Source organism: Ruegeria sp. BC5, from assembly GCF_056539205.1.
This window is the reverse complement of the sequence record NZ_JBQFUN010000001.1, coordinates 327,098-352,107: the sequence shown is the minus strand read 5'-3', so window position 1 is coordinate 352,107 and position 25,010 is coordinate 327,098. Positions and strand designations below refer to the sequence as shown.

Annotated in this window: 29 protein-coding genes; 14 read left to right on the top strand and 15 right to left on the bottom strand. The window is 58.6% G+C overall.

What is annotated here, in order from left to right; translation table 11 throughout:
• Positions 1-39: 39 nt before the first annotated feature.
• Entirely contained in the window at positions 40-1,119 is a 1,080-nt protein-coding gene (locus ACR0LY_RS01815; RefSeq protein WP_170348978.1) for a 2'-deoxycytidine 5'-triphosphate deaminase, read from the top strand.
• Here ACR0LY_RS01815 and ACR0LY_RS01810 read toward each other — a convergent pair whose 3' ends face one another.
• The 6 genes from ACR0LY_RS01810 to argS form a co-directional block, all read right to left on the bottom strand.
• The gene (locus tag ACR0LY_RS01810) at positions 1,120-1,341 is read right to left on the bottom strand and encodes a hypothetical protein (RefSeq protein WP_170348979.1); all 222 of its coding nucleotides are present in this window, start codon (positions 1,339-1,341) and stop codon (positions 1,120-1,122) included. It lies immediately after the preceding gene.
• A gap of 64 nt (positions 1,342-1,405) precedes the next feature.
• A complete protein-coding gene (gene scpB, locus ACR0LY_RS01805; protein ID WP_170348980.1) occupies positions 1,406-2,062 on the bottom strand; it encodes an SMC-Scp complex subunit ScpB in 657 nt (218 codons plus the stop codon).
• A complete protein-coding gene (locus ACR0LY_RS01800) occupies positions 2,055-2,849 on the bottom strand; it encodes a segregation and condensation protein A (protein ID WP_170348981.1) in 795 nt (264 codons plus the stop codon). Before ACR0LY_RS01800 ends, scpB begins: the two co-directional genes overlap by 8 nt.
• The gene (gene nagZ / locus ACR0LY_RS01795) at positions 2,839-3,846 is read right to left on the bottom strand and encodes a beta-N-acetylhexosaminidase (protein ID WP_170348982.1); all 1,008 of its coding nucleotides are present in this window, start codon (positions 3,844-3,846) and stop codon (positions 2,839-2,841) included. The genes ACR0LY_RS01800 and nagZ overlap by 11 nt, the downstream gene beginning before the upstream one ends.
• Positions 3,843-4,907, bottom strand: coding sequence for an SPOR domain-containing protein (locus ACR0LY_RS01790; protein ID WP_170348983.1), 1,065 nt, complete (start codon positions 4,905-4,907; stop codon positions 3,843-3,845). Before ACR0LY_RS01790 ends, nagZ begins: the two co-directional genes overlap by 4 nt.
• Positions 4,908-4,995: 88 nt before the next feature.
• The gene (gene argS, locus ACR0LY_RS01785; RefSeq protein WP_170348984.1) at positions 4,996-6,741 is read right to left on the bottom strand and encodes an arginine--tRNA ligase; all 1,746 of its coding nucleotides are present in this window, start codon (positions 6,739-6,741) and stop codon (positions 4,996-4,998) included.
• A 134-nt stretch (positions 6,742-6,875) separates the two neighbouring features.
• Between argS and ACR0LY_RS01780 the strand changes: the two genes are divergently transcribed.
• Entirely contained in the window at positions 6,876-7,427 is a 552-nt protein-coding gene (locus ACR0LY_RS01780) for a putative pterin-binding protein (protein ID WP_170348985.1), read from the top strand.
• On the opposite strand, the gene ACR0LY_RS01775 is transcribed toward ACR0LY_RS01780, so the two are convergent.
• Positions 7,404-8,570: a deoxyguanosinetriphosphate triphosphohydrolase gene (locus ACR0LY_RS01775; RefSeq protein WP_170348986.1), complete on the bottom strand. Its 1,167-nt coding sequence runs from the start codon at positions 8,568-8,570 to the stop codon at positions 7,404-7,406. The genes ACR0LY_RS01780 and ACR0LY_RS01775 overlap by 24 nt on opposite strands.
• A 76-nt stretch (positions 8,571-8,646) precedes the next feature.
• On the opposite strand from ACR0LY_RS01775, the gene ACR0LY_RS01770 reads away from it, so the two are divergent.
• Together ACR0LY_RS01770 and xth are read left to right on the top strand one after the other, a co-directional pair.
• A complete protein-coding gene (locus tag ACR0LY_RS01770; RefSeq protein ID WP_170348987.1) occupies positions 8,647-8,970 on the top strand; it encodes a HesB/IscA family protein in 324 nt (107 codons plus the stop codon).
• Between the two features lie 60 nt (positions 8,971-9,030).
• On the top strand, positions 9,031-9,810 hold the full coding sequence (xth, locus tag ACR0LY_RS01765) for an exodeoxyribonuclease III (protein ID WP_170348988.1): 780 nt from the start codon (positions 9,031-9,033) through the stop codon (positions 9,808-9,810).
• 4 nt (positions 9,811-9,814) lie between these two features.
• Here xth and ACR0LY_RS01760 read toward each other — a convergent pair whose 3' ends face one another.
• Positions 9,815-10,966, bottom strand: coding sequence for an FAD-dependent monooxygenase (locus ACR0LY_RS01760; protein ID WP_170348989.1), 1,152 nt, complete (start codon positions 10,964-10,966; stop codon positions 9,815-9,817).
• Positions 10,967-11,037: 71 nt separating this feature from the next.
• On the bottom strand, positions 11,038-11,460 hold the full coding sequence (gene dksA / locus ACR0LY_RS01755; protein ID WP_170348990.1) for an RNA polymerase-binding protein DksA: 423 nt from the start codon (positions 11,458-11,460) through the stop codon (positions 11,038-11,040).
• Between the two features lie 370 nt (positions 11,461-11,830).
• On the opposite strand from dksA, the gene ACR0LY_RS01750 reads away from it, so the two are divergent.
• The 5 genes from ACR0LY_RS01750 to ACR0LY_RS01730 all read left to right on the top strand — a co-directional run bounded on the left by ACR0LY_RS01750 (position 11,831) and on the right by ACR0LY_RS01730 (position 15,965).
• A complete protein-coding gene (locus tag ACR0LY_RS01750) occupies positions 11,831-12,676 on the top strand; it encodes an AAA family ATPase (RefSeq protein ID WP_170348991.1) in 846 nt (281 codons plus the stop codon).
• Between the two features lie 116 nt (positions 12,677-12,792).
• The gene (locus ACR0LY_RS01745) at positions 12,793-13,242 is read left to right on the top strand and encodes a GNAT family N-acetyltransferase (protein ID WP_367647911.1); all 450 of its coding nucleotides are present in this window, start codon (positions 12,793-12,795) and stop codon (positions 13,240-13,242) included.
• Positions 13,239-14,603 carry a DUF2927 domain-containing protein gene (locus tag ACR0LY_RS01740; protein WP_170348992.1) on the top strand — a complete coding sequence of 455 codons (1,365 nt, stop codon included), beginning with the start codon at positions 13,239-13,241 and terminating at the stop codon, positions 14,601-14,603. The genes ACR0LY_RS01745 and ACR0LY_RS01740 overlap by 4 nt, the downstream gene beginning before the upstream one ends.
• Before the next feature lie 3 nt (positions 14,604-14,606).
• Positions 14,607-14,777: a hypothetical protein gene (locus tag ACR0LY_RS01735; RefSeq protein ID WP_170348993.1), complete on the top strand. Its 171-nt coding sequence runs from the start codon at positions 14,607-14,609 to the stop codon at positions 14,775-14,777.
• Positions 14,778-14,780: 3 nt separating this feature from the next.
• Positions 14,781-15,965: a vWA domain-containing protein gene (locus ACR0LY_RS01730; protein ID WP_170348994.1), complete on the top strand. Its 1,185-nt coding sequence runs from the start codon at positions 14,781-14,783 to the stop codon at positions 15,963-15,965.
• Positions 15,966-16,026: 61 nt separating this feature from the next.
• Here the strand turns inward: ACR0LY_RS01730 and ACR0LY_RS01725 are convergent, their stop codons facing one another.
• A complete protein-coding gene (locus ACR0LY_RS01725; RefSeq protein ID WP_170348995.1) occupies positions 16,027-16,380 on the bottom strand; it encodes a hypothetical protein in 354 nt (117 codons plus the stop codon).
• A gap of 252 nt (positions 16,381-16,632) precedes the next feature.
• Between ACR0LY_RS01725 and ACR0LY_RS01720 the strand changes: the two genes are divergently transcribed.
• Positions 16,633-17,322, top strand: coding sequence for a M48 family metallopeptidase (locus ACR0LY_RS01720; protein WP_170348996.1), 690 nt, complete (start codon positions 16,633-16,635; stop codon positions 17,320-17,322).
• Between the two features lie 61 nt (positions 17,323-17,383).
• On the opposite strand, the gene ACR0LY_RS01715 is transcribed toward ACR0LY_RS01720, so the two are convergent.
• Genes ACR0LY_RS01715 through ACR0LY_RS01695 form a run of 5 tightly spaced genes read right to left on the bottom strand, consistent with a single transcriptional unit; the run spans position 17,384 to position 22,598 of the window.
• Entirely contained in the window at positions 17,384-17,926 is a 543-nt protein-coding gene (locus tag ACR0LY_RS01715) for an RSP_2648 family PIN domain-containing protein (RefSeq protein ID WP_170348997.1), read from the bottom strand.
• Positions 17,923-19,125: an RSP_2647 family RNA methyltransferase gene (locus ACR0LY_RS01710; protein WP_170348998.1), complete on the bottom strand. Its 1,203-nt coding sequence runs from the start codon at positions 19,123-19,125 to the stop codon at positions 17,923-17,925. Before ACR0LY_RS01710 ends, ACR0LY_RS01715 begins: the two co-directional genes overlap by 4 nt.
• A gap of 38 nt (positions 19,126-19,163) precedes the next feature.
• Positions 19,164-19,436, bottom strand: a complete 273-nt coding sequence (locus ACR0LY_RS01705; RefSeq protein ID WP_170348999.1) for a hypothetical protein — start codon at positions 19,434-19,436, stop codon at positions 19,164-19,166.
• Entirely contained in the window at positions 19,423-22,212 is a 2,790-nt protein-coding gene (locus ACR0LY_RS01700) for a [protein-PII] uridylyltransferase family protein (RefSeq protein ID WP_170349000.1), read from the bottom strand. The genes ACR0LY_RS01705 and ACR0LY_RS01700 overlap by 14 nt, the downstream gene beginning before the upstream one ends.
• Positions 22,209-22,598, bottom strand: coding sequence for a nuclear transport factor 2 family protein (locus ACR0LY_RS01695; RefSeq protein ID WP_170349001.1), 390 nt, complete (start codon positions 22,596-22,598; stop codon positions 22,209-22,211). The genes ACR0LY_RS01700 and ACR0LY_RS01695 overlap by 4 nt, the downstream gene beginning before the upstream one ends.
• Positions 22,599-22,750: 152 nt before the next feature.
• Between ACR0LY_RS01695 and ACR0LY_RS01690 the strand changes: the two genes are divergently transcribed.
• From ACR0LY_RS01690 to ACR0LY_RS01675, 4 genes are all read left to right on the top strand, one after another.
• A complete protein-coding gene (locus ACR0LY_RS01690; RefSeq protein ID WP_170349002.1) occupies positions 22,751-23,173 on the top strand; it encodes a DUF2852 domain-containing protein in 423 nt (140 codons plus the stop codon).
• Positions 23,174-23,239: 66 nt separating this feature from the next.
• A complete protein-coding gene (locus tag ACR0LY_RS01685; RefSeq protein ID WP_170349003.1) occupies positions 23,240-23,671 on the top strand; it encodes an RDD family protein in 432 nt (143 codons plus the stop codon).
• A gap of 75 nt (positions 23,672-23,746) precedes the next feature.
• Positions 23,747-24,571, top strand: a complete 825-nt coding sequence (locus ACR0LY_RS01680; RefSeq protein ID WP_170349004.1) for an arginyltransferase — start codon at positions 23,747-23,749, stop codon at positions 24,569-24,571.
• Between the two features lie 6 nt (positions 24,572-24,577).
• The gene (locus ACR0LY_RS01675) at positions 24,578-24,967 is read left to right on the top strand and encodes a VOC family protein (RefSeq protein ID WP_170349005.1); all 390 of its coding nucleotides are present in this window, start codon (positions 24,578-24,580) and stop codon (positions 24,965-24,967) included.
• Positions 24,968-25,010 lie beyond the last annotated feature (43 nt).

Below are 25,010 nucleotides of genomic sequence, written 5' to 3'. Positions count from 1 at the left end.
GACAGGCCAGATCCCGCTCTGGCATCAAGGGGGATCGGAATGACAGGTGTATGCCCAAATCAGCAAATCGAAGCGATGATCGCGCGCGGTGAAATCACCGCTAACCCCGAGATTATCACTGCGCAGGTTCAGCCTGCCAGCCTTGATTTGCGCTTGGGAACAGTGGCTTACCGTGTTCGCGCCTCGTTTCTGGCCGGCGAAACCCGATCCGTCGCGGATCGGTTGTCTGAGTTCGAGATGCACCGCATCGACATCACGGACGGTGCGGTTCTGGAAAAAGGCTGCGTCTATCTGGTGCCGCTGATGGAATCGCTGGCCCTGCCCGAAACCGTGACGGCTGTGGCTAACGCCAAAAGCTCGACCGGGCGGCTGGACTTGCTGACCCGCACCATCACCGATGGTGGCACCGAGTTCGACCGCGTGCCCGCGGGCTATACCGGCCCGCTTTACGCAGAGATTTGCCCGCGTTCCTTCTCGGTGCTGGTACGTCCGGGGATGCGGCTCAATCAGATTCGCTTCCGCCAAGGTCAGGCCGTGCTTAGCGATGCAGAACTGACCGCGTTGCACAGTGACTCGCCCTTGGTTGACGGTCCTGCAGTGATTCAGGACGGGTTGGGTTTTTCGGTCGACTTGCAATTGCCCGACACCGATCTGGTGGGCTATCGCGCCAAGCCGCATACCGGAGTGATCGATCTGGACCGGATCGGAGAATACGACCCGCAGGAATACTGGGAAGAGGTCCGCACCACCGATGGCCGCATCATCCTGGACCCGGGCGCCTTCTACATCCTGGTCAGCCGCGAGGCCGTCCACATCCCGCCCCTCTATGCCGCCGAGATGGCGCCGTATCTGGCCATGGTGGGTGAATTCCGGGTGCATTACGCAGGTTTCTTCGACCCCGGTTTCGGCCACGCCGCCGCCGGAGGCGCTGGATCACGTGGAGTGCTTGAAGTGCGCTGCCATGAGGCACCTTTTGTGTTGGAACACGGTCAAGTCGTCGGCCGGCTGGTCTATGAGAAAATGGCCGAAATGCCCACCCAGCTGTACGGGGCTGGCATCGCCTCAAACTACCAAGGACAAGGCTTGAAATTGTCCAAGCATTTCAAGGCGGTTAGCTGATTAGAACTTCATGAATCGGCGCGCTTGACGGGTTATTCGTTGCGCTTGTTTCAGGTTCTGGGATGGGCGTGGGCCTTTGTTGTTGGCACGGTTGGCCTCGCCGGGCTGTTCGTTTTTACCACCCATACGGCTTGCCATACCAAAGCCCTTGTCAACGCCTTTACTGACAAGGCGGCGCATGACCTGACGTACGATCATGTCGATCATCCGATTGGCATTCATTGCTCAACTCCGTTTTCTGACCCTCAACATAGGCGAATTGTGTGACACCAAAAGGGGCGTTTGATCACTCTTCCTCGAACAGTTCGGTCTGATCTTCATCCTGCTCTTCTTCGCGCCCCTCGCCCAGTGGGATGGTGCCCGGCGGTGGCCGGTTTTCCAGCAGGCCAGCGGCGCGCAGTTCCTTGAGCCCCGGCAGGTCGCGGGCGTTCTCAAGCCCGAAATGGTCCAGGAAATGCGGCGTCACCACAAATGTCACCGGACGGCCCGGTGTCATTCGGCGACGGCCTAACCTGATCCACTCCATTTCCAGCAGTTGGTCGATCGTCCCGCGTGAGACCGAAACACCGCGAATTTCTTCAATCTCAGCCCGCGTACAGGGTTGATGGTAGGCCACAATAGCCAGCGTTTCGATGGCCGCACGGCTCAGTTTGCGGGTTTCAACTGTTTCTTTTTGCATCAAAAAGCCCAGATCGGGGGCAGTTCGAATGGCCCAGGCCTCGCCAACCTTGACCACCCGCACGCCGCGCCCTTCATATCGTTTCTGAAGCATTTCAACGGCTTGCGCCGCGTCGCTGCCATGGGGCATCCGGGCCTCAAGATCAGAGGTAGTCACCGGTTCGGCGCTGGCGAACAGCACGGCCTCGACCATGCGCTCTTGCTCTGCCAGCGGCGGTGCTTCGAACAGGGTGCCGGTGCCTTCGTCTTCGGGGGCGTCAGTCACGTGTGTCAGTCCTCTTGCGCAGATGGATCGGGGCAAAGGTCTCGCTCTGCTTGATTTCCATATGTCCTTCTTTCACCAATTCCAGCGAGGCCGCAAAGGTCGCCGCCGTGGCCGAGCGTTTGCGGACAGGGTCCGCGTCCCAACCATCGGGCAGATAGGTCTCCATATCCGTCCAGGTGCCCGCAAAGCCGATCAGGGGGCGCATCCGCTCCAGCGCCTGTTCCATCGTGAACACGGCGTCACGGTCCATCACGAAGGGGCGGAATTCGTCGCGTGTGCGGATGCGAGCGTACCCCTGCATCAAATCCAGCAGGGTTGCCGAATAAGTCACAGTGCGGATGCGGGTGACGTCCTCGCCCTGCCCGCGTTTGAAGAAATCGCGGCCCAGCTGGTCCCGCGCCATCAAGCGGGCCGCAGCATCACGCATGGCCTGCAAGCGCTCTAGCTGAAACGCCAGATGCGCGGCCAGTTCTTCACCTGACGGACCCTCGTCATCCGGATCAGGGGGCAGCAGCAGGCGGGATTTCAAGAAGGCCAGCCACGCCGCCATAACCAGATAGTCAGCTGCCAATTCAATCCGCAGAGCCCGGGCTTTTTCAACAAATGTCAAATATTGCTGCGCCAGCGCTAGAACCGAGATTTTCCGCAGGTCGACCTTTTGTGTCCGCGACAGGGTCAACAACACGTCCAACGGGCCTTCGAACCCGTCGACGTCAACGATCAGGGCTTCGGCCGCAAGGCGATCCGCGACCGAGACCGGGTCTTCGCTGAAAAGGTTATCGTTCATATACCTGCCCGCCCATTAGGGCAGATAGTTCCGCCTCAGTCGCGGGGATGTCAAGTTCCGCAGGCTTTTGCCGCATTGCCAGCGCCTTTTCTGCGCGTATCTCGGCCTGCTCGGTCATTTCTCCGGCGGCTTCCAGCACTTTGGCGCGGGCTTCAAACGAGCCGTTGCAATGCAAAACCACGTCGCACCCGGCGTTGAGCGCCTGACGGGCAATCTCCTCGGGTGCGCCGCTGAGGGCCTTCATCGAGATATCATCGGTCATGATCAGGCCATCAAACCCAATCCTGTCGCGGATCAGACCGATCATTGTGGGTGAAATCGTAGCCGGTTGTGGGTCGATCCGGTCATAAACCAAATGCGCCGTCATCCCCATTGGCAGGTCGTTCAAGGCACGGAACGGCGCGAAATCGGTCTCTTCCAATGCGTCTTGCGTCAGATCGACATGTGGCAGGTCGTGGTGGCTGTCCAGCGTGGACAGGCCGTGGCCTGGCATGTGCTTGATCACTGGCAGAACACCACCATCCAGATGCCCCTTGGCAACCGCCTTTCCGATCCCGGAAACTGTTGTTGAATCAGATCCATAGCAGCGGTTCTTCAGAAAGGCATGCGTATCATCACGCGCCAGATCCACCATCGGGGCACAATTGCTGTCGATCCCCAGCTCAAACAGCTCATTCGCGATTAGGCGATAGCGTAGATACATGGCGCGTTCAGCCTGATCCCCCGCGCCCGCGACATGATCCAGCGGTGGCATCCATTCCCGCGCCAGTGGTGCGCGCAGCCGTTGCACGCGGCCGCCTTCCTGATCAATGGTGATCGGGCAATTGCGTCCCACAGCCTCGCGGAAGTCGTCGCACAGAGCACGGACCTGATCGGCGGTATCGATGTTGCGGGCAAATAAAATGAACCCAAACGGGTTCATTTCTTGAAACAGACTTTTTTCTTCGGGCGTCAGGCGCAAGCCTTCGGCATCAGTGATTGCCGCGCCGAAACTCACCGAGCGGCCACCGGGATACAATCGGCGCCTTGTGCTTCGAGGGCAGCGCAGAACTGACGCGAGTCGCTTAGGTCGTCAAATCCCAGAACCCGCAAACGATAGAAGGTCCGTCCACCACGTGAGGTTTTTTGGATAACACGTTGTTTTCCATCCATATACTCACCGAAACGGCCATTCAGGCGATCCCATTCAGCCCGCGCTACATCCGTGCTTTCATAGGCCCCAAGCTGGGCCATGCGCGTGCCCTTGGACAATGTGTCCGGGTCAATATCCAGCCCCACAGCAGCTTTGACCGCAGCGTTGATCGCGTCTTCAGTACTGCTGCTGGTGGTGATCCCGCTGGGTGTAGAACGGGCCGGGCGCGTGTTGGGGCGCAAAGACCTGCGAACCCCCGGCAGTGCGGCCAGTTCCGGATCGGGCAACTGTGCGGCCAGATCAGCGGGATCAATCGCGGGCTCTTCTTCGGGCACGACCAAAGAGGCCAGTTGCACGCCCTGCTCGGTCGGTTGGTCGATTTGTGCCGCATCACCAGCCAGTTCGGCGACCAGAGCGTCTACCGAACCCTGGCGCAATTGCGCAGCCTCCTGATCAGAAATCTCTTCCTGCACCACATGCACGGCCGGGGTGGGCTTCAGAGGCTCAACCGGCGTGTCCTCATCCGACAGGGACACCGGGCGCGGCGCAAGGATCAGACGATCCGCCGGGGGTGCGGCTGTTCCGACCGCGGCCACCGTGTTGACGGCCAGTCCTTGATGATCGGCAGGTGTTCCACCGGGGCTTTCTGGCTGAATGCGCATGGGCCCTTCGATGGCACGTACGACCGGTACGCCGCTAACATCGCGCATCACCAGCTTGTAACCCCAAACACCAATGCCAGCGACCAATGCCAGGGACGCAACCGCGCCCAGCGCGTTTACGATACGACCCAGACCCGCTGCGCGCGGCGCTTCTTCATACCCGTGCATGTCGTCGGAATAGTCATACCCATCCTGAGGATGTGGTTGATTCGTGTAATGCATCTGCTCGGGGCGCATCTGCCCCGAGTAATCGTAACGTGCCATGTCCGCCTCACCGCCCGATTCACGCCAGAAAATAAGGCGCGCGGGTCATTTCTTGCCTACCTCGTACCGGTGCTTCGGGCGGTGTTTGTTACCGCATCTCCTGCGCCGGAGTAACGCCAAGAATACCCAAGCCCGCTGAAATCACAACAGAAACGGCGCGGGCCAATGCGATTTTTGACTGGCTTGTGGCAACATCGCCATCCTGGATGAAACGCAGTTGAGTCTCGTCGTTGCCCTTATTCCACAGCGCGTGGAAGTCTCCTGCAAGCTCATACAGGTAGAAGGCAACCCGGTGCGGCTCATTCGTGCGCGCGGCGATCTCAACCAAACGAGGCCATTCAGCCAGCTTCTTGGCCACGGTCAGTTCCGAGGCGTGATCGTTCTTGCTGAGGTCCGCACCCGCAAGGGTCACGTCATCAGCGACAATCCCTGCCTCGGCGGCTCGGCGCAGCACGCTCATGATGCGGGCATGAGCGTATTGAACGTAGAACACGGGGTTCTCGCGGCTCTGCTCAAGCACCTTGTCGAAATCGAAATCCAGGGGCGCGTCGTTCTTACGAGTCAGCATCACGAAGCGGGTCACATCCGGCCCAACCTGATCGACCACATCCCGCAGGGTGACAAAGTTCCCGGCCCGCTTGGACATCTTGAATGGCTCGCCGTTCTTCCACAGCTTCACAAGCTGGGTCAGCTTGATATCCAGCGGCACTTTGCCATCAGACAGCGCCGATACTGCTGCCTTCATCCGTTTGACATAGCCGCCATGGTCCGCACCAAATACGTCGATCAACGCGTCAAAACCACGGGTCACCTTGTCATAATGATAAGCAATGTCGGGGGCGAAATAGGTCCAGCTGCCGTCCGACTTCTTCACCGGGCGATCGACGTCATCGCCATGTTCGGTGGACTTGAACAGGGTCTGCTCGCGCGGCTCCCAATCCTCGGGCTTTTTGCCCTTTGGCGGCTCCAGAACGCCTTCATAGATCAGGCCCTTTTCGGTCAGCGACTCCAGCGCGGCCTCGATCCGACCTGTGCCATAGAGCGATTTTTCCGAGAAGAACACATCCATCTCTACGCCCAGCGCCTTCAGGTCAGCGCGGATCAGGTCCATCATCGCGTCGGTCGAGAACTCGCGCAGATCGTCCAGCCATTCGCTTTCCGGCTTGTCGATCAGGCTGTCGCCGTATTTCTCTTTCAGCGCTTCGCCGATTGGGATCAAGTAGTCGCCCGGATACAAGCCTTCGGCAATCTCGGGGCTCAACCCGTTGGCTTCGCGATAGCGCTCGTAGGCCGAGCGTGCCAACACGTCGACCTGCGCACCGCCGTCGTTAATATAGTATTCGCGGGTCACATCATGGCCGGAATAGGCCAACAAGCTTGCCAGCGCATCGCCAAACACCGCGCCCCGCGTATGGCCAACATGCAGCGGCCCAGTCGGGTTGGCCGACACATATTCCACGTTGACCTTTTGCCCCTGCCCCATAGTCGAGCGGCCATAATCCGTGCCTTTCTCCAACACTGCCGCCAAAACACCCTGCCAAACCGAAGGCGCCAACCGCAGGTTCAAAAAGCCCGGCCCCGCTACCTCGGCACTGGTGATCCGGTCATCCGCCGCCAGCTTTCCGGCCAACACATCGGCAATGTCGCGCGGCTTCATCTTGGCCGGCTTCGCCAGCACCATCGCGGCGTTTGTCGCCATGTCGCCATGCGCGGCATCACGCGGTGGTTCGACCGCCACATTGTCAAAGCTCAGCCCCTCGGGCAGCGCGCCTTCGGACTGCATCTGTGCCAGCGCGTCCAGTACAAGGCCGCGGATCTCGGAAAACAGGTTCATTTCGGATGTCCTTTTGCTTGCCCGGCGGTTTACCACGCAAAGCGGCAAGGTCAATGGAAGCGATCAGTTTCCGCTTGGATTAGCGGTAAACCGGGCTAAGGTCACAGGAAATTCCTAACCTCGGAGATCGTTCCATGCGTCTTGCCCTGCCCCTTGCATTCGTCCTGACCACTTCGATCCCGGTCTGGGCCGATATGCCCGCGCCGCAGGGCCATGTTCTTCTGACGCTGGGCGGGGCGGTGACGGAAACCAACTTACCGGCTCGGGGTGAAAATGACGGTGGTCTGCTGGGTTATCTCGAAGTGCAGCACAGCGGCGGCGCCGGATTTGACGCCGCGATGCTTGACGGTCTAGCGCAAGTGGAGATCACAATTGCCTACGGCCCCGAAGACAATCAGCGCGACGTCGCCTTCTCTGGTCCGCTTTTGTCGGATTTGATGGTCATGGCAGGGGCCGAAGGGAAGACTGCCAAACCAATGGCGATGGATGGATACCAGTCCGAAATCCCATGGGACAGTATTCAGGCGCACCAACCCATCGTGGCAACGCATGCGGATGGCAGTCCGATGGGGATCGGCGGCTATGGCCCTACGATGATCGTTTTTCCGCCCACAGATGATGCTGATCTGGCAGACGAGCAATCCGGGCAACAGGTTTGGGCGCTAGCCTATATCGGCATCGAGTGACGACCGCCCCGTCAGCCTTTTGTGATCCTGCAAGGCAAAGCGGTCGGTCATACCTGCAATGTAGTCCGACACAATCCGTGCCAGCACCGTCTCATCCCGGGCTGCTTCTATATCGCCGTGCCAATGGGCTGGCATTTGTTTGGGATCGTTCAAGTAGATCGGGAATAATTCTTCAACGACCGCAGACACTTCGGCCCTGACCTTCATGACGCTGGGCGCACGATACATCCGCGAAAACAGGAAGGCGCGGATCTCTTTAAGTTGCGCCCAAAGCCCTGCCGAGAACTGGATCACCGGATAACCCAGATGCCGGATATCTTCGACCGTTTGCGCCCCAGAATCAGCGATCAGGTCGCGCGAGGTGTCGATCACATCCGAAACCATCACTCCAAACACGCGACGCAATGCTTCGTGCCTGCGCCGATACGGGTCCAGACCAGGGTACTTGCGGTCCACTTCCGCATAGCAATCACCGACGATGGGCAATTGCTGAATTTCAGCGTCCGTGAACAGATCGGCCCTGAGCCCATCCAACAGATCATGATTGTTATAGGCTATATCGTCAGACAGCGCGGCCACCTGTGCCTCGGCACTGGCATGGGTGTGCAGTTCAAGGTCAAAACCGCCATTGCACTCGGCCAGCGCCCACGGCAATTCGCCTGTCACAGGCCCATTATGCTTGGCTATGCCTTCCAGACATTCCCATGTCAGGTTGCAGCCGTCGAATTCGGCATAGTGGCGTTCCAATTTGGTGACGATCCGAATGGCCTGCGCGTTGTGATCGAAGCCGCCGTATGGCTCCATCAAAGCGTGCAAGGCGTCCTCTCCGGTATGACCAAAGGGCGTGTGCCCCAGATCATGCGCCAATGCCACGGCTTCGGTCAGTTCGGGGTTCAATCCCAATGCCCCGGCAATCGTGCGCGCCACCTGTGCCACTTCGATAGAATGCGTCAGGCGCGTGCGGTAACTGTCGCCTTCATGTTCAACAAACACCTGTGTCTTGTGTTTCAGCCGCCGAAACGCGCTGGCATGAATGATCCGATCCCGGTCGCGCTGAAAGCATGATCGGAAACTGCTTTCCTCCTCAGGTACTAGCCGCCCCCTTGCGCGGCCTGGGTCCGAGGCAAAACCTGCTCTGTCCAAAGGCCTTATCCTTGTCGCCTGTCCTTGCAATTTCTATATTGTAAGGCGTAAAGGAAATAAACCTTTGGAGACTGGCATGAATCTGCCCCCCACAGTCACAGAACGCGCCTTTGACCGTCTGGCCGAGATTGGCGCAGCGGATCAGGGTCAGGCCCTGCGCGTCGCAGTGGAAGGCGGCGGATGTTCCGGCTTTCAATACGAAATCGCGCTGGACGAACCCAAAGACGACGATCTTGTGCTGGAAGGCAAAGGCCAAAAGGTCATTGTCGATTCGATTTCTCTGCCGTTTCTGGAAAATGCAGTGATCGATTTCACGCAGGAACTGATTGGTGCGCGGTTTGTGATCGAAAACCCCAACGCGACCTCATCCTGCGGCTGCGGTACGTCTTTTTCAATGTGACCTTGCCCTGCCCGCGTGGTTGAGGGATAGATCAACCGGCAGTCAGCCGGAGGATCGCGCATGAAAATCGCCACGTTTAACATCAACGGCATCAAAGCGCGGGCCGAAGCTCTGCCCCGGTGGCTTGACGAAGCACAACCTGACGTCGTCCTATTGCAGGAAATCAAGTCGGTCGATGAAAACTTCCCGCGCGAGATATTTGAGGAACGTGGTTATAACGTCGAAACCCACGGCCAGAAAAGTTTTAACGGCGTCGCCATCTTATCAAAACTTCCACTTGAGGATGTGTCCCGTGGCCTGCCCGGAGATGACGAGGACGAACAGGCGCGCTGGATCGAAGCGACCGTGATCGGCAAGCAAGCGCTGCGGATTTGCGGGTTGTACCTGCCCAACGGCAACCCGGTACCCGGACCGAAATACGACTATAAGCTGGCCTGGATGGAACGGCTGTATCATCGGGCGCGCGAACTGATGGCCAGCGAAGAACCGGCACTTATGGCGGGAGATTACAACATCATCCCACAGGCCGAAGATGCCGCCCGCCCGGATGCCTGGCGCGAGGATGCCTTGTTCCGACCGGAAAGCCGTGCGGCGTTTCGCAAAATCCTCAATCTGGGCTTTACCGAAGCGTTTCGGGCCCGCACACAAGGACCTGGTCACTACTCATTCTGGGACTATCAGGCGGGTGCGTGGAACAAGAACGATGGCATTCGTATCGATCACTTTCTGCTGACACCTCAGGCTGCCGATCTGATGCAAGACTGCCAGATTGATGCAGCCGTGCGAGGGCATGAGAAACCGTCGGACCACGTGCCAGTCTGGGTTCAGCTCGACCTGTAATCAATCATGCGGTCGGGTCGTAGGCATAGATCCACTCATATTTTTTCGAAAGCCTTGGTCCAACGGCCATCAGCACCATCTGTGCCGCCAGTCGCATGGGACCGCGCAGGTGAAAATTTCGCGCGTTGGCTCCGGCGGTAGCCACAACTCGTTTGGCCCTTGGGCGACGGCGGGTTTCATAGGCAGCAAGAGCTTGTGTCACATCGGGTTTTTCTTCGAAGGTGCGGGCTAGAATCCACGCATCCTCTAACGCCAAACAGGCCCCTTGCGCCATAAAGGGCAAGGTCGGATGCGCGGCGTCGCCCAGCAGCGCCAACCGCCCGTTCTGCCAGCTTTGCGCCACAGGCCGCAGGAACAGGGCCCAAAGATGGGTTTCGGTCACGTCAGACAGAATATCGCCCACTGGCCCCCCGAAATCGGCAAAACGCGCGCGCAGATCATTCGGATCGCCTTGCAGCCGCCAGCCTTCCTCTTGCCAGTCCGAGCGTTCCTCAATTGCCACCACATTCATCAGTTGCTGATCGCGCAACGGATAGGTGACGACGTGGCGTCCAGGCCCCATTGTCAGTGAGGCGCAAGGCATCTCCTCTCGTTCTGACAAGGGGATAGTCGCACGCCAGGCAATCTGGTGCGTAAACTGAGGGGCCTCTGGCCCGTTCAGGGTCGGACGTATGGTGCTGCGGCCCCCGTCCGCCGCGATAGCACAGTCGCACCGCAAGCGTTCGCCGTCATTGATAACGATTTCCGCCTCTGCCGGATGTTGGAGAACCTGCGCCACCTGCGCGCCCAGCTGGATAGTAACGCCCGCCTCTAAAGCCGCCCGGCGCAACAGGTCCAGCAAATCTGCGCGATGGTAATAGTAGGTCGGTCCGGCCGCCGGTGCGGGAATACGGCTTATTACTCGACCGTTGCGATAATCTCGCAGAATTGTGCCGTGAGACAACTGCCCGCCCTCGGGCTTATCCCCTAACACATTCAGCGCCCGCAAAACCGCCATGCCGTTGGCGCTGATCTGCAATCCTGCGCCAACCTCAGTCAGGGCCGGAGCCTGCTCAAGAACCGTGACCTGCGCCCCGCGTTGCCGCAGTGCCAAAGAGGCTGCCAGCCCCCCTATTCCGCCGCCGATGACATTGAATTTCAGACCGTTGATATCCATGGCACCGGCTTAACGCAAAAACGCCGGAGCAACAGGCCCCGGCGTTTGAATTAGTACCAAAGTTCCAGCGATCAATCGTCGCGGTGGACCTTTTCGCGACGCTCGTGACGTTCCTGCGCCTCAAGCGTCATGGTCGCGATTGGACGCGCATCCAGACGTTTCAGCGAAATCGGATCGCCCGTCTTTTCGCAATAGCCGTACTCGCCCTCTTCGATGCGACGCAGGGCCGAGTCGATCTTGGCAACTAGCTTGCGCTGACGGTCGCGGGTCCGCAGCTCCAGCGCGCGATCTGTTTCCTCGCTTGCGCGGTCTGCAACGTCCGGAATGTTACGGGTGTTGTCCTGCAGCCCTTCGATCGTGTCGCGGCTGCCCGCCAATAGTTCATTCTTCCAATCCAGCAGCTTGCGGCGAAAATACTCAAGCTGACGGTCATTCATGAAAGGTTCATCTTCGGCCGGGCGATAATCCTCCGGCAGAAAAACTTCCTGCTTCATTTTTGCTCCCTCGGTATGGCCAGTAACGTCGGTTGCTGTTGTTTGACCTGACATTTGGCACTCCCTTCTGCGGTGCATGTATCCGACGCACGCACGAATGTCACTACACAAACGTCGTCTTAATACGTCACGTCCCCGGCATGTCTAAATATGAGACAAATAACAACAAAACCTTGTTATACTGTGGAAATTGTCAGGCGAAAATTAGGCGATCCCCAACAGACACGGCACCCGCCGGACGTCGAATCACGCAAAAGGGATTGGAGTCGTTACGAAAATCTGATCCCGCGACGCCGTGGCCCGCTTGTCAAAATCATCGCCTCTCTGTAACCCGAACAACACAGATTGCGCAAAACCAAACGAGGGGCCCATGACCGCACGTTTCCAAGGCACCGCCGAATATGTTGCCACCGATGACCTGACCATTGCGGTGAATGCTGCCGTGACGCTGGAACGCCCCTTGCTGGTCAAGGGGGAACCTGGCACGGGCAAAACAGAACTGGCCAAACAGGTGGCAGGCGCACTGGGGCTGCGCATGATCGAGTGGAACGTGAAATCCACCACCCGCGCGCAACAAGGTCTGTACGAATACGATGCGGTCAGCCGGCTTCGTGACAGTCAGCTGGGTGAAGAACGCGTGCATGACGTGTCCAACTACATCCGTAAGGGCAAGCTGTGGCAGGCGTTTGAGGCCGACGAGAAGATTGTTCTGCTGATTGACGAGATCGACAAGGCGGATATCGAGTTTCCCAACGATCTGCTGCAGGAACTCGATAAGATGGAGTTCCATGTTTACGAGACTGGTGAGACCATCCGGGCCAAACACCGCCCCATCGTCATCATCACCTCGAACAATGAAAAGGAACTGCCCGACGCGTTTCTGCGCCGCTGTTTCTTCCACTATATCCGCTTCCCTGACGAGGCGACCATGCGCCGGATCGTCGAGGTCCACCACCCCGGTATCAAAGATGCGTTGCTGACCACTGCCCTGACGCAATTCTATGAAATCCGCGAAACGCAGGGGCTGAAGAAAAAGCCCTCAACCTCCGAAGTGCTGGATTGGCTGAAACTGCTGTTGGCCGAAGACCTGACGTCCGAAGACCTGAAACGCGATGGTGCGAACGCTTTGCCCAAGCTGCACGGTGCGTTGCTGAAGAACGAACAGGACGTGCATCTGTTCGAGCGACTGGCCTTTATGGCGCGCAGCAAACGCTAAACCTGTTGAGCATCTGGTGATCGCTGCTTGCCTTGGACAGGTCTGGCTGTCAGCATTGCAGGTGGCGGTCCGTTTTATCCGGGCTACCTATGACCGGATCAGACGGGACCCTGTGATTGACTGACACTTTGACCATCCGCGCCTTGCGGCCCGAAGACCGCGCTGAATGGTCCGACATGTGGCGCGACTATCTGGCGTTTTATGAAACAACGGTCGCAGATGAGATCTATGACAGCACCTTCGCACGATTGCTGGGCGACGATCCGCACGATTTCTCATGTTTTGTTGCGGAACAAAACGGGCGGCTTGTTGGTCTCACGCATTACCTTTTCCACCGCCACGCGTGGAAGGTTGAATCCGTGTGCTACTTGCAAGACCTGTTCGCCCGCCCCCAGGCGCGTGGTTCCGGAGTCGGCCGCGCTCTGATTCAGGCGGTGTATGATGAAGCCGACCGACAGGGCGCGCCTTCAGTCTATTGGCTGACGCAGGATTTCAACCACACCGCCCGCAAACTTTATGACCGCATCGGCAAACAGACGCCCTTTATCCGGTATCAGCGCCCATGATGCGATGGCTGGCCCTTGTTGCAGGTGTGGCGCTGGCAGGCTGCGCAGCGGTTGAGACGACCGAAGTACCAACTCGCGTGCAGGCGATTGAAGAGACGTTGCCCCCGGCCAAGACATTCACCCGCGCGTTCCCGATGCCACCGGGCCGGTCGAACGCCAATATCGCGGCGGATTTCGTATCGTTACATTTCGCGTTGGAAGGGGGCGCGAAACTGCCGGTATTCACGCGGTTTGAAACGCCGATCACCGTGCGTCTGACCGGCTCACCTACGCCCTGGATGCAGCGCGACCTGACTCAATTGCTGACCCGCCTGCGCCGCGAGGCCGGGATCGACATTCAACAGATTTCGGACGGCACGGCCAACATCACCATCGAAGCCGTCAGTCAGGCAGAGATCCACGAAATTCTGCCACAGGCGGCCTGTTTCGTGGTGCCGAACTCTTCGAGCTTTGAAGAGTACCGCCGCAACCGGCGCAAACAGATAAGCAGCTGGAGCCGGCTGCGCAGCCGCGAACGTCTGGGCATCTTTATTCCATACGACGTCAGCCCGCAGGAAAAACGCGATTGCCTGCATGAAGAGATTGCGCAGTCACTGGGACCGCTGAACGATCTGTATCATCTGCCGGATTCAGTGTTCAACGATGACAATATCCATACTGTCCTTACCGGATTTGACATGCTGATCCTGCGCACGGCCTACGCACCCGAACTGCGCAGCGGCATGACAAGCGAACAGGTTGAGGCCGCCCTACCCGGCATTCTGAGGCGCCTGAACCCGCGTGGCGAGAACATACCAATGCAGCCGCTATCTGAAACGCCGCGTGAATGGATCAATGCGGTTCAAAAATCCCTGCGCCCGCAACTGAATACGCAACGGCGCCTGCGGGCCGCGCAAAAGGCCGCGCGGATCGGTCAGGAACAGGGCTGGACCGATCATCGCCGCGCCTATCCCTTTTACCTGATGGGGCGGATGGGTCAGTTCGACAAACCGCAGGACGCGCTGCGCAATTATCAGACCGCTTTGCAATACTTGCGCGCAACCCCCGGCACCGAAATCCATCAGGCCTATATCACTACACAGACTGCCGCTTTCGCACTAGCACTAGGCAAAGGCCCCGAAGCCCTGCCCGAATTGGATAAGGCCATCGACGTGATGATGCGGGCCGAAAATGCCTCGCAACTGGCGACATTGTTGCTTCTGAAATCCGAAGCCCTCAATCAGGCGGGCCGGACGGCTGAGGCACGCTCTGTCAGGCTGGACAGTCTGGGATGGGCACGTTACGGGTTCGGCTCGGAAACGGTGGTCCGGTCGCTTAATCAGGAAGTTGCGGAAGGATCCCCCAACAACAGAGGCGGATAACGCATGGTCGTAATTCTGGGAATGGCGATATTGGGGGCAATCCTTGGGGCGATGACAGCGCGCAAGCGCAACGGCACCGGCGCCGACATGGCGCAATATGCAGCCGGGTATGGCATTGCCTTTGCATTGGTCGGTCTTGTTCTGTCCCTTATACTCATACGTTTTGTGGTCTGACCCATGTTCCTGCCCTTTTTCGAAAATCTCAGAAAAGCGGGCATTCCCGTATCCTTGCGCGAATACCTGACCTTTCTTGAGGGTATGAAAAAGGGTCTGGCCACATATGATGTCGAGGCGTTTTATTACCTCGCCCGCGTGTCGATGGTTAAAGATGAACGCAACATCGACAAGTTCGACCGCGCCTTTGCCGCCAGTTTTGAAGGGCTGGACGAGATCAGCTTTGAACAGGTTCTTGAAGCAGTCGACATTCCCGCCGATTGGCTGGCAAAGATGGCCGAAAAACACCTCTCGGAAGAAGAAAAAGCCGAAATCGAAGCCATGGGCGGATTCGACAAACTGATGGAGACGCTGCGCGAGCGGCTCAAGGATCAGAAAGGCCGCCATCAGGGTGGCAACAAATGGATCGGCACCGCTGGCACCTCTCCGTTCGGGGCCTATGGATATAATCCCGAAGGCGTACGCATCGGTCAGGACGAGAGCCGCCATCAGCGTGCGGTCAAGGTCTGGGACAAGCGTGAATTCAAAAACCTGGACGACACGGTTGAACTGGGCACGCGCAATATCAAGGTCGCCTTGAAACGCCTGCGTCGCTGGGCGCGTGAAGGAGCGGCGGAAGAGTTGGATCTGGACGGCACCATCCGAGCCACAGCCGAACATGGTTATCTGGATGTGAAAACCCGCCCCGAACGCCACAACGCTGTCAAAGTGCTGCTGTTTTTGGACGTCGGCGGCTCAATGGACCCGCATATCAAAGTGGTCGAAGAACTGTTCTCGGCCGCCCGGACCGAGTTCAAGCATCTGGAGTACTACTACTTTCACAATTGCCTGTACGAAGGCGTCTGGCGCGACAACCGCCGCCGTTGGGATCAGAAGACCCCCACGCATGAGGTGCTGCGCACCTATGGCTCGGACTACAAATGCATCTTTGTCGGCGATGCCTCGATGAGCCCCTACGAGATCGCCTATCCAGGCGGCGCCAACGAGCACTGGAACCATGAGGCCGGGCAGGTCTGGCTGCAACGCGCCCGCGAGCAATGGCCGTCAAACCTGTGGATCAACCCGGTGCCCGAGAAATACTGGGAATACACCCACTCAATCGGCATGATCCAGGAAATTTTTGAGGATCGCATGGTGCCGATGACCCTGGCTGGACTGGAGCAGGGAATGAAGGAATTGACGCGTTAAGTCAGGATCAACTGCTCGTGCGCGATTGACGCAGGTCGCGCAGGATTGCGTTTTTGGTGGGTTACTCCGGCAGAGGAAAACTGGGCCGCATTGGCGTGACGGATTGGTCTATATTGGGCAAAATCCCGTAGAATAGGGCCGCCCAACCCATCACAGTTCCCAACACCAAAGCGGGAAACGCGACCAGAATGGACAGCGATTTACCCAACTGTGTTTCAAACCCCAATGGTCCAATGACAGCGATGGCCGCCACGCCAAAAACAAGCATAAGTGGGCCTGAACCCACAAAGACGATTAGTGCTTTTACAATGCCATCCGGATCAGCCAACCAATTCGGCGTTAGTTTTGAATTGGTCATTGCTACACTGAAAGCGAGTGTAGTCAGCGTGGCCAAAGCCATCGGTCCAATACTCATTCCCTGAGACCAACCGAAAGTCAGTGTCCAAGCAGCCATGAAACACATTAGAAGCCCGTATAGTCCCATTGATCGCAGGCAAGCTCTGTACGCGCGAAAACAAAACTTCTTCATAATCAATTGAATCCTAGTGATTTTTTTCCGATTCCTGGCTACCCGAGAATTTCGACGAAAATAGGACGTCCGCTCTCTTTAATGCACAAATAATCAAGGCTGGTTGCCTATTCCCCCACTCAGAGCCATATCTACTGCATGCTTCGATTGACCCCGATCCTATTGGCGATTGCTTATGCCTTTGTGATGTACCGGATTTCCGTCTGGCGCACACATCGGGAGCTGGATGCCAAATCGACCGAACTGGCCGATCCGGTACTGAAACGCATGACTGACAGGCTGGCCGCCGCGCTCGAGATCGACCGGGTCCCGGTTTACATCTACGAGATCGACCCGGTGAACGGTCTGGCGGCTGCTGACGGGCGGATATTCATTACGCGCGGCTTTTATCGCAAGTTCCGTAACGGAGAGGTTTCGGCCGAGGAAATGGCCAGCGTTATTGCACATGAGCTGGGACATGTTGCGCTGGGGCATGCGCGGCGGCGGATGATCGATTTTTCCGGCCAGAACGCATTGCGGGCGGCTTTGATGATGCTGTTGAACCGGTTCATTCCCTTCATCGGCGCGTGGATTGCCAATATGCTGACCCACCTGCTGGCCTCGCGCCTGTCGCGCAGCGATGAATATGAGGCGGATGAATATGCCGCCGCTCTGCTGACCAAGGCCGGGATCGGGATTGGGCCGCAAAAGTCGCTGTTTCACAAGTTGGAAGACCTGACACAACAGCGCGCGGGTGTTACTCCGGCCTGGCTGATGAGCCATCCCAAAACGGATGAGCGGATTGCAGCGCTGGAAGCCCTTGAGCAGCGTTGGGGCGCGGGCAGTTAGGTTCGAAAGAGTGGGGCCAGCCCCACCGGGATATTATTAGCCAGATGAAGTTGGATACGGTCTAATGGCTGAGCGCCTTGCCCAACCTTGGCAGACGGGCCTTTTTCATCAGCGCGCGCAAAGTCCATTGATCACCGGACAGCCGGTTGGCTTCGGCTAAAACACGGTCGGCGAGTTCCGCCATGCCGTCGGGGTCGTCCAGCAAGAACCCATATAGCAGGCCGTCAGGATCGCGGCGTTCAAGCCCTTCTTCCAACAGGATATTTCTTGGGAAATCCTTGGCGTTCACGGTGACGATAACATCGGCCGAGGCCTCAACGGCGGTGGCGAGAACGTGAATATCGGCGCTATCGGGCAGCCAGAGGCGTTGTTCAAGCCCCGGATTGGCCGCGCGTTCGGCCTTAGGCCACTGCGCCTGCGTCAGGGCGATTTCGGCACGGGCCTGCGCCTCGCCTTCCGGGCCCAGTTTGCGGGCGGCGCGGGCCCATTCCTCGAGGATACGAGGAGACCAGATCGGCGTGAAGTGACTCAATCTGGCGGCGCCCAACAGCATCTCGCGCATCACCGTGGGGTAGATGACACAGGTATCCAGAACTGCCTTCACAGCCGGTAAAACACGGCTTTGAGATACCCGCTTTCAGCCAATTGCGGCAGTTGCGGGTGGTCGGGGCCGGCAAACCCCGTGTGGATCAATTGTGCCTGCCGCCCTGCCCGACCAATCCCGCGCGAGGACGCGTCGCGGAACCGACCCAGATCGGCCGCGTGTGAACAAGAACAAAGCCCTAGATAGCCGCCCGGTTTTACCAAGGGTGCGGCCAGCCGTGCGATACGCTCATAAGCGCGCAGGCCCGCGTCCAGGGCTTGTTTCGACGGCGCAAAAGCGGGTGGATCACAGATGACGACGCCAAATTGCGCGCCTTCTTCGCCCAATTTGGTCAGCACCTCGAACGCATCGCCCTGACGGGTTTCAAATCGATCCGCGCATCCCGAAGCCTCGGCACCCTTCGTCGCCAAGTCCAGCGCCGCAGCCGAACCATCGACAGACAGGGCCTGCGCCGCGCCGCCAGCCAGCATCGCCAGACCAAAACCGCCCACATGGCTGAACACGTCCAGCACTTGCGCACCCGGCTGCACCAGCCGTGCAGCGAATGCATGGTTGGGGCGTTGGTCGTAAAACAGGCCGGTTTTCTGGCCTCCGGTAAGATCAGCCATATAGGTCGCGCCATTCATTGGCACCGGCAGCGGAGCGTCAGGCGCAGTTCCACGCAAGGTCTGGTTTTCGTCATCCAGCCCTTCCAGTCCCCGAGTGCGGCCCGAGGCATTTTTCAGCACAGTTGTAACACCCGTCACAGCAACCAACGCGTCGGTCAGCGCTTCCAGATGCGCCTCGGCCCAAGCGGCGTTGGGTTGGATCACGCAGGCATCACCAAAGCGGTCGATGATCACGCCGGGAAAGCCATCCGCTTCGGCGTGGATCAGGCGGTAATAGGGGGCGTCAAACAGGCGTTCGCGCATGTCCATAGCGCGGCGCAGGCGGGATTCGAACCATTCAGCATTCAAATCGGCGTCAAGGTCGCGATCCAGTACGCGGCACATGATTTTCGACTCGGGGTTCACGGCGACCAACGCAATGGGCGCGCGTTTGTCATCCTCCAGCACGGCCAAAGCACCAACCGGTATCTTGCGTGTACGCCGATCAGTGACAATGTCGTTGGCATAGACCCACGGGAAGCCATGGCGCAGGCCGCGCGCGTTGGCTTTGGGTTTCAGGCGGATACGGGGGCGGTCGGTGGCTTGGGTCATGACGCCCTCATAGTGGTGAACGCGCCGGGGGAAAAGCCCTAGCGAGACCGGGACCGCCAGCCGCCGCGCCTCTTGGGTGTCTGAGCCGATTGTAGCCCTTCGGCCAGCACTTGTGTCATCGGATGATCGGCCTCTTGCGCGGCATAGATGGCGTGTAATGCAGTAAGGGCCTGTGTCTGATCGCGATCCGCAGGCAGGCTCAGCGCCCAGTCCAGAAAAATGCTGCGGCATTCGGGCAGCGTGATGCCGTCGATGCGGTACGCCTCGCGGATCAGGCCCTTGTGATCGTTTGGATCGTCATTGCGCGGCATCTTGCCCCTCCTCAAGCACGCGACCGATAATACCGGCGGCGGCGGTGTAACTGTCCTGCAGCGCGCCCTGCAGGTGTTCGACCTGTTCGAACCCGGTGGCCCGACACAGGAAAGCCGCGCCGCCCTCGCCGATCTTGTCCGCTTCGATCACTTTACCCGACAGCAGCCGGGCAGCGCATTGCACAGACCAGCATAAATCGTAGCAATCCTTGAGCGTTTGCACTTGCGCGACGTCCAGCAAACCGGCAGCGACAGTGCCGTCCAACCCGGACTGCACGTCGCGCTGTGTCACACCAGACAGTAGTGCCCCGGTTTCGGCCATCAGTTCGATATCCATCATCCGCCCGGCGCCGTTCTTGGCATCCCATATCCCCGCTGGGGATTTGGCGGCGGCCAAACGGGCGCGCATTTCGGACACTTCGCGCAGGACCTTCTGGCGGTCTTCCGGTTGCGCCAGAAAATCAGCGCGGAAGCTCTCGATATCCTGCGTCAAACCCGCGTCGCCTGCGACCACGTGGGCACGGGTCAAGGCCAAATGCTCCCAAACCCAGGCTTCGTTGCGCTGGTAATTGGTGAAGCTGGCCCAGCTGGTCGCCACCGGCCCCTGATTGCCAGACGGGCGCAGGCGCATGTCGACCTCATAAAGCCGCCCCTGCGACATCGGAGCAGAGAGCGCCGTGATCAGCGCCTGTGTGAACCGGGCGTAATAGGTACGCGTGGCCAGAGGGCGCGGACCGTCCGACATGTCCTGATCCAGTGGGTCATAGATCACGATCATGTCCAGATCGGATTGCGAGTTGATCCGCCCTGCCCCCAGCGATCCCATACCCAGTACAGTCGCCCCGCGCCCCGGCGCAGGTCCGTGCTTCTTGGCGAATTGTTCAGTCACGCAAGGTAGGATCGCGGCTATAACAGCGCTGGCCAGTTCGGCATATTGCTTTCCGGCCTGCACACCGTCAATCAGACCGCGCAGGTGATGTACACCGATACGGAAATGCCATTCCTTGCACCAGCGACGTGCGAAATCCAGCTGCGTTTCATAGTCCGTTTCCTGCTGCAGCGCCTGCTCAAGATCAGACTGAAGTGCCGTTTGCCCTGGCCAGTCGCTGAAGAAACTGCCCCCAATCACCGCGTCAAACACGGCGGCGTTATGGGACAGATGCGCCGCCAATGCGTGCGAGGTGCCCACGATATCGACCAGCAGGTCGATCAGGTGGGGATTAGCCTCGAACAGGGAAAACAGCTGCACACCTGCTGGCAACCCTGCAAGAAAACCGTCCAGCGCCCGCAGTGCCTCGTCCGGTTTTGCAGTTTTCGACAGACGTGAGAGCAGCTCGGGCTTGAGACGTTCAAAGATCCGCGCGCCGCGTTGCGAGCGTAGCGCTGGATAGGTGGTCCAGCGGGCCAGGACATTTTGGTCAAAACCGGTCTCACCGGCAGGTGCGGGCGTCGAAGATCCTGGGGCAAAGAACCCCTCGGTCAGCTCATGCACTTCGGTCAGACGACGGGTCAGATCTGCGGTCAACTCGGCGCTGTTCATCCCCATCAGGCAGGCAACGCGTTCGATCCCATCCGGTGATTGGGGCACCTTATGGGTCTGAGCATCGTGAACCATCTGAATGCGATGTTCGACCTCGCGGTGGGAGCGGTAGTGGTCGGTCAGCTTTTCGGCCACGTCCTGCGGTATCCAGTCTTTTCCGGCCAATGCAGCCAGACCGGGCACCGTGCCGCGCACGCGCAGGTCAGGGTCGCGACCTCCCGCGATCAACTGGCGGGTCTGGGTGAAGAATTCGATCTCACGAATGCCACCCTGCCCCAGCTTCATATCGTGGCCGGGAATGGTCAGCGTGCCGCCGGTGCCTTTATTCTCGCGAATGCGCAGACGCATGTCATGCGCGTCCTGAATGGCGGCGAAATCCAGATGCCTGCGCCAGACAAAGGGGCGCAATGCATCAAGAAAGCGTTGCCCGGCGGCAATGTCACCGGCACATGGGCGCGCCTTGATATAAGCTGCCCTTTCCCAGGTGCGGCCAAGGCTTTCATAATACCGCTCGGCCGCCTCGGTCGCCAAACAGACCGGGGTCACCGCCGGATCGGGACGCAATCGCAGGTCAGTGCGGAACACATACCCATCAGCGGTCTTGTCGCTGAGCGTGGCGCAAAAATTGCGCGTGGCCCGCACCATACCCTGACGCGCATCGAAGAAATCATCGGGGTCAAAGCGGGTCTCATCAAACAGAACGATCAGGTCGATATCCGAGCTATAGTTCAGCTCGTGCGCGCCCATCTTGCCCATGGCCAGAATGATCATCCCGGCGGCGGTTTCCACATCATCTTCGGTCATCCCCGGCAGCTTGCCGCGCCGGATCAGTGCCGCGATCTCGGCCTTGGCGGCAACATCCGCAGCCAGCGCACCGAAATCCGTCAGCGCAGCGGTCACTTTCTCTAACGGCCACGCGCCCGCCAGATCAGCCAGCGCGGTCAGCAAAGCCATGCGCCGCTTGGCTTGCCGCAAACCGGATTTCAACTGATCCGGTGGAAAGGCACGCGCTGCATCCATCACATCCGCAAAAGCCTGATCGGGCTCTTGCAAGGCCGGCGGCAACCAATCGCGTTCGTGTTCGATCAATCCCTTTAGGTATGGACTCGAACCCGCCGTCCCTGCAATCAGCTCCCCTTGTTCAGGCGCGATACCAGATACCGCATTCAGCGCTTCATCACCCAGCGATGCATCAAACGCCCGCGGAACACGGTGGATGGTCAGCGGACCGGTCATTGCGCCTCCAATGGAGTGTCCTGACTGAAACTGTTGACCCAGACGTCATGGCGGCGCTCCCACAGGGAAGAGATCAGCATCGCCTCCCAAGCATCACTGTCCGGGCGTTGGTAATCGGCACGATAGGACAACAGGACAATATCAGCGTTCAGAACCCGGAGTTTTGTCTCGCTCAACTCGTACCGCGACATCGTTGGCGCATCAGCGAATTGCCCGACATGATCATCGCGGTTGGCGAACCCGGTGGGATAGACCCCCAGAAAATCCGCGCTCAGCAACGCCCGGTCGGCCGAGGAATTGCCTTCAACTAGTGCAGTCCAGACTTGCTTTTCCAGTTCCAGAATTTCGGCAAGTGACGGGGCGGTTTTTCGTTCTTCGACAGACATTTTTGCAAACTGCTTTGTTCTCTGGGTGACGTCAACCAAACTCGGCCTCGACGCATAATGTAAATCTTTTTCACATCGACCCCTTGCAACCAACCATCTGCTTCCCATCTTATCAATGTGAAAACGATTTACATCAACCCCGGAGACCCCAAATGACCGCACTGTCCGACCCCGCCGTCCCAGAAAATCCGGGATGGCTGCACCGCATCGAAACTTGGCTTGATGACAAAGGCAAAGGCGCCTGGATCGCCGTCATGGTCCTTGGTTTCATCTTCTTCTGGCCCGTTGGCCTGGCCCTGTTGGCCTACATGATCTGGAGCAAACGCATGTTCAGTAAATCCTGCAGCCGCCGCAAGTCCTGGCACAGTCACATGAGCGCTATGAAACCCTCGGGCAACAGCGCGTTTGATGCCTATAAGGCAGACACTCTGGCGCGGCTTGAACGCGAACAGCAGGACTTCGAAGCCTTCCTGCGCCGCCTGCGTGACGCCAAGGACAAGGCTGAATTCGACCAGTTCATGGACGAACGCGCCCGCGAAAACCACGACGAGCCCGAAAACGGCGAGCGCGCCTGATCAAAGCTTGCCCTGTCCCGCCATCCGGGACAGGGTAATTTCCGAACAATATCCGGATATTACAACATGACCCACCTGCCCGACCCTGATACCCAGCCTGAGTTCTACCAGTCGGTAGCAACCAAACGCTTTGTCGCGTGGCTGTTTGATATCGCCTTCATTTCGCTGCTGTGCATCGTGCCGGTTTTCCTGACATTCGGCGCGGGGCTGCTGTTTCTGCCCTTGATCTATGGCGTCATCAGCTTTGTTTACCGCGTTGTTACCATCGCCAACGGATCGGCGACACTGGGCATGCGTTTCATGGGCATTGAATTGCGGGACGCATTCGGGTCCCGTCTGGATATGGGCAAAGCCGTGGCTCATACCGCCGGGTATTTCATCAGCATGGCGTTTTTCGTGGTTCAGATCATCTCGGTCATCATGATGCTGACCAGCGCACGTTGTCAGGGCCTAACGGATTCGTTCCTTGGCACGGTCATGATCAACCAGCGGGCTTAAATATCTGCCAATTGAATCACTTGGCGGCTCAGGGAACCGTTGTTATCATCCTGTGTCAGGAAACACGGAACCTTCATGCGACACACGCTGCCCATCGCGCCGCAATTTTATGTGACGGCCCCGCAACCCTGCCCTTACCTTGAGGGCAGGATGGAGCGTAAGCTGTTCACCGCCCTACAGGGCGAAGGTGCCGATCAGCTGAACAATTCCTTGTCGCAACAGGGGTTTCGCCGTTCTCAAAACGTGCTTTATCGCCCATCCTGCACTGATTGCGCAGCCTGTCTGTCGGCCCGCATCGACGTGTCGGCTTTTCGCCCCAGCAAAAGCCAAAAGCGCACGGCCAAACGCAATGCCTACCTACAGCGCCGTGCAAACTCGCCTTGGGCAACTGATGAGCAATACGAACTGTTCCGCCGCTATCTGGACACACGCCACGCCGATGGCGGTATGGCCGATATGGATGTGTTCGAATTCGCCGCAATGATCGAAGAAACTCCGATCCGCAGCCGCGTGGTGGAATATGCCGACCCCGAAAACGGAGAGCTGATCGCCGTCAGCCTGACTGACGTTTTGGATGACGGGCTTAGCATGGTTTATTCCTTCTATGACCCTGAACAGCCGCAAAGCTCTCTGGGAACGTACATGATCCTCGATCACATCGACATCGCGCGAGAGGCTGGCCTGCCCTACGTCTATCTGGGCTACTGGGTACCCGGCAGTCCCAAGATGGGGTACAAGGCGCGGTTTTCAGGGCTCGAAGCCTATATCCAAGGCAACTGGAAGCGTATCAACAATCCGTCTGAACTGGCGGACGGCAAGCACCACCCGCTATCGACCGCGCCGATTGCCGAGCAGGTCGCCAGTATTCAACTGCCCGACCGCCACCCGACCAAGGGCTAAACTTCCATGCGTCAAACACTATACGCCGTCACCCTTGTGGTGCCGGATTACGATGCAGCTATTGCGTTCTACACCCAAAAACTCAGCTTCACCCTGACGCAAGACGTTGACCTGGGCGGTGGCAAACGCTGGGTGCTGGTGTCTCCTCCAGGATCAGATAGCGGGTCACTATTGCTGGCGCAGGCAGACGGTCCAAACCAGATCGCCGCCGTGGGCAATCAGACCGGAGGCCGCGTTGGCTTCTTTCTGCAAACGGATGATTTCGAACGCGATCACGCCGAAATGTTATCCAAAGGCGTCCATTTCGAAGAAAACCCCAGACAAGAACCCTACGGTTGGGTCGCCGTTTGGCGCGATCCGTTCGGAAATCGCTGGGACCTGATTCAGTTCACCTGATCTGCCTTCATCTGGCCAAAAAATTTCTCGGGGTTGAATTGGC

Excerpts from the sequence above, each read along its gene's own strand:
- ACR0LY_RS01815 (WP_170348978.1), top strand. The coding sequence starts at position 40 with ATGACAGGTGTATGCCCAAATCAGCAAATCGAAGCGATGATCGCGCGC.
- ACR0LY_RS01810 (WP_170348979.1), bottom strand. The coding sequence starts at position 1,341 with ATGAATGCCAATCGGATGATCGACATGATCGTACGTCAGGTCATGCGC.
- ACR0LY_RS01800 (WP_170348981.1), bottom strand. The coding sequence starts at position 2,849 with ATGAACGATAACCTTTTCAGCGAAGACCCGGTCTCGGTCGCGGATCGC.
- ACR0LY_RS01790 (WP_170348983.1), bottom strand. The coding sequence starts at position 4,907 with ATGGCACGTTACGATTACTCGGGGCAGATGCGCCCCGAGCAGATGCAT.
- argS (WP_170348984.1), bottom strand. The coding sequence starts at position 6,741 with ATGAACCTGTTTTCCGAGATCCGCGGCCTTGTACTGGACGCGCTGGCA.
- ACR0LY_RS01780 (WP_170348985.1), top strand. The coding sequence starts at position 6,876 with ATGCGTCTTGCCCTGCCCCTTGCATTCGTCCTGACCACTTCGATCCCG.
- ACR0LY_RS01770 (WP_170348987.1), top strand. The coding sequence starts at position 8,647 with ATGAATCTGCCCCCCACAGTCACAGAACGCGCCTTTGACCGTCTGGCC.
- xth (WP_170348988.1), top strand. The coding sequence starts at position 9,031 with ATGAAAATCGCCACGTTTAACATCAACGGCATCAAAGCGCGGGCCGAA.
- ACR0LY_RS01760 (WP_170348989.1), bottom strand. The coding sequence starts at position 10,966 with ATGGATATCAACGGTCTGAAATTCAATGTCATCGGCGGCGGAATAGGG.
- dksA (WP_170348990.1), bottom strand. The coding sequence starts at position 11,460 with ATGAAGCAGGAAGTTTTTCTGCCGGAGGATTATCGCCCGGCCGAAGAT.
- ACR0LY_RS01750 (WP_170348991.1), top strand. The coding sequence starts at position 11,831 with ATGACCGCACGTTTCCAAGGCACCGCCGAATATGTTGCCACCGATGAC.
- ACR0LY_RS01740 (WP_170348992.1), top strand. The coding sequence starts at position 13,239 with ATGATGCGATGGCTGGCCCTTGTTGCAGGTGTGGCGCTGGCAGGCTGC.
- ACR0LY_RS01735 (WP_170348993.1), top strand. The coding sequence starts at position 14,607 with ATGGTCGTAATTCTGGGAATGGCGATATTGGGGGCAATCCTTGGGGCG.
- ACR0LY_RS01730 (WP_170348994.1), top strand. The coding sequence starts at position 14,781 with ATGTTCCTGCCCTTTTTCGAAAATCTCAGAAAAGCGGGCATTCCCGTA.
- ACR0LY_RS01725 (WP_170348995.1), bottom strand. The coding sequence starts at position 16,380 with ATGAGTATTGGACCGATGGCTTTGGCCACGCTGACTACACTCGCTTTC.
- ACR0LY_RS01720 (WP_170348996.1), top strand. The coding sequence starts at position 16,633 with ATGCTTCGATTGACCCCGATCCTATTGGCGATTGCTTATGCCTTTGTG.
- ACR0LY_RS01710 (WP_170348998.1), bottom strand. The coding sequence starts at position 19,125 with ATGACCCAAGCCACCGACCGCCCCCGTATCCGCCTGAAACCCAAAGCC.
- ACR0LY_RS01705 (WP_170348999.1), bottom strand. The coding sequence starts at position 19,436 with ATGCCGCGCAATGACGATCCAAACGATCACAAGGGCCTGATCCGCGAG.
- ACR0LY_RS01700 (WP_170349000.1), bottom strand. The coding sequence starts at position 22,212 with ATGACCGGTCCGCTGACCATCCACCGTGTTCCGCGGGCGTTTGATGCA.
- ACR0LY_RS01695 (WP_170349001.1), bottom strand. The coding sequence starts at position 22,598 with ATGTCTGTCGAAGAACGAAAAACCGCCCCGTCACTTGCCGAAATTCTG.
- ACR0LY_RS01690 (WP_170349002.1), top strand. The coding sequence starts at position 22,751 with ATGACCGCACTGTCCGACCCCGCCGTCCCAGAAAATCCGGGATGGCTG.
- ACR0LY_RS01685 (WP_170349003.1), top strand. The coding sequence starts at position 23,240 with ATGACCCACCTGCCCGACCCTGATACCCAGCCTGAGTTCTACCAGTCG.
- ACR0LY_RS01680 (WP_170349004.1), top strand. The coding sequence starts at position 23,747 with ATGCGACACACGCTGCCCATCGCGCCGCAATTTTATGTGACGGCCCCG.
- ACR0LY_RS01675 (WP_170349005.1), top strand. The coding sequence starts at position 24,578 with ATGCGTCAAACACTATACGCCGTCACCCTTGTGGTGCCGGATTACGAT.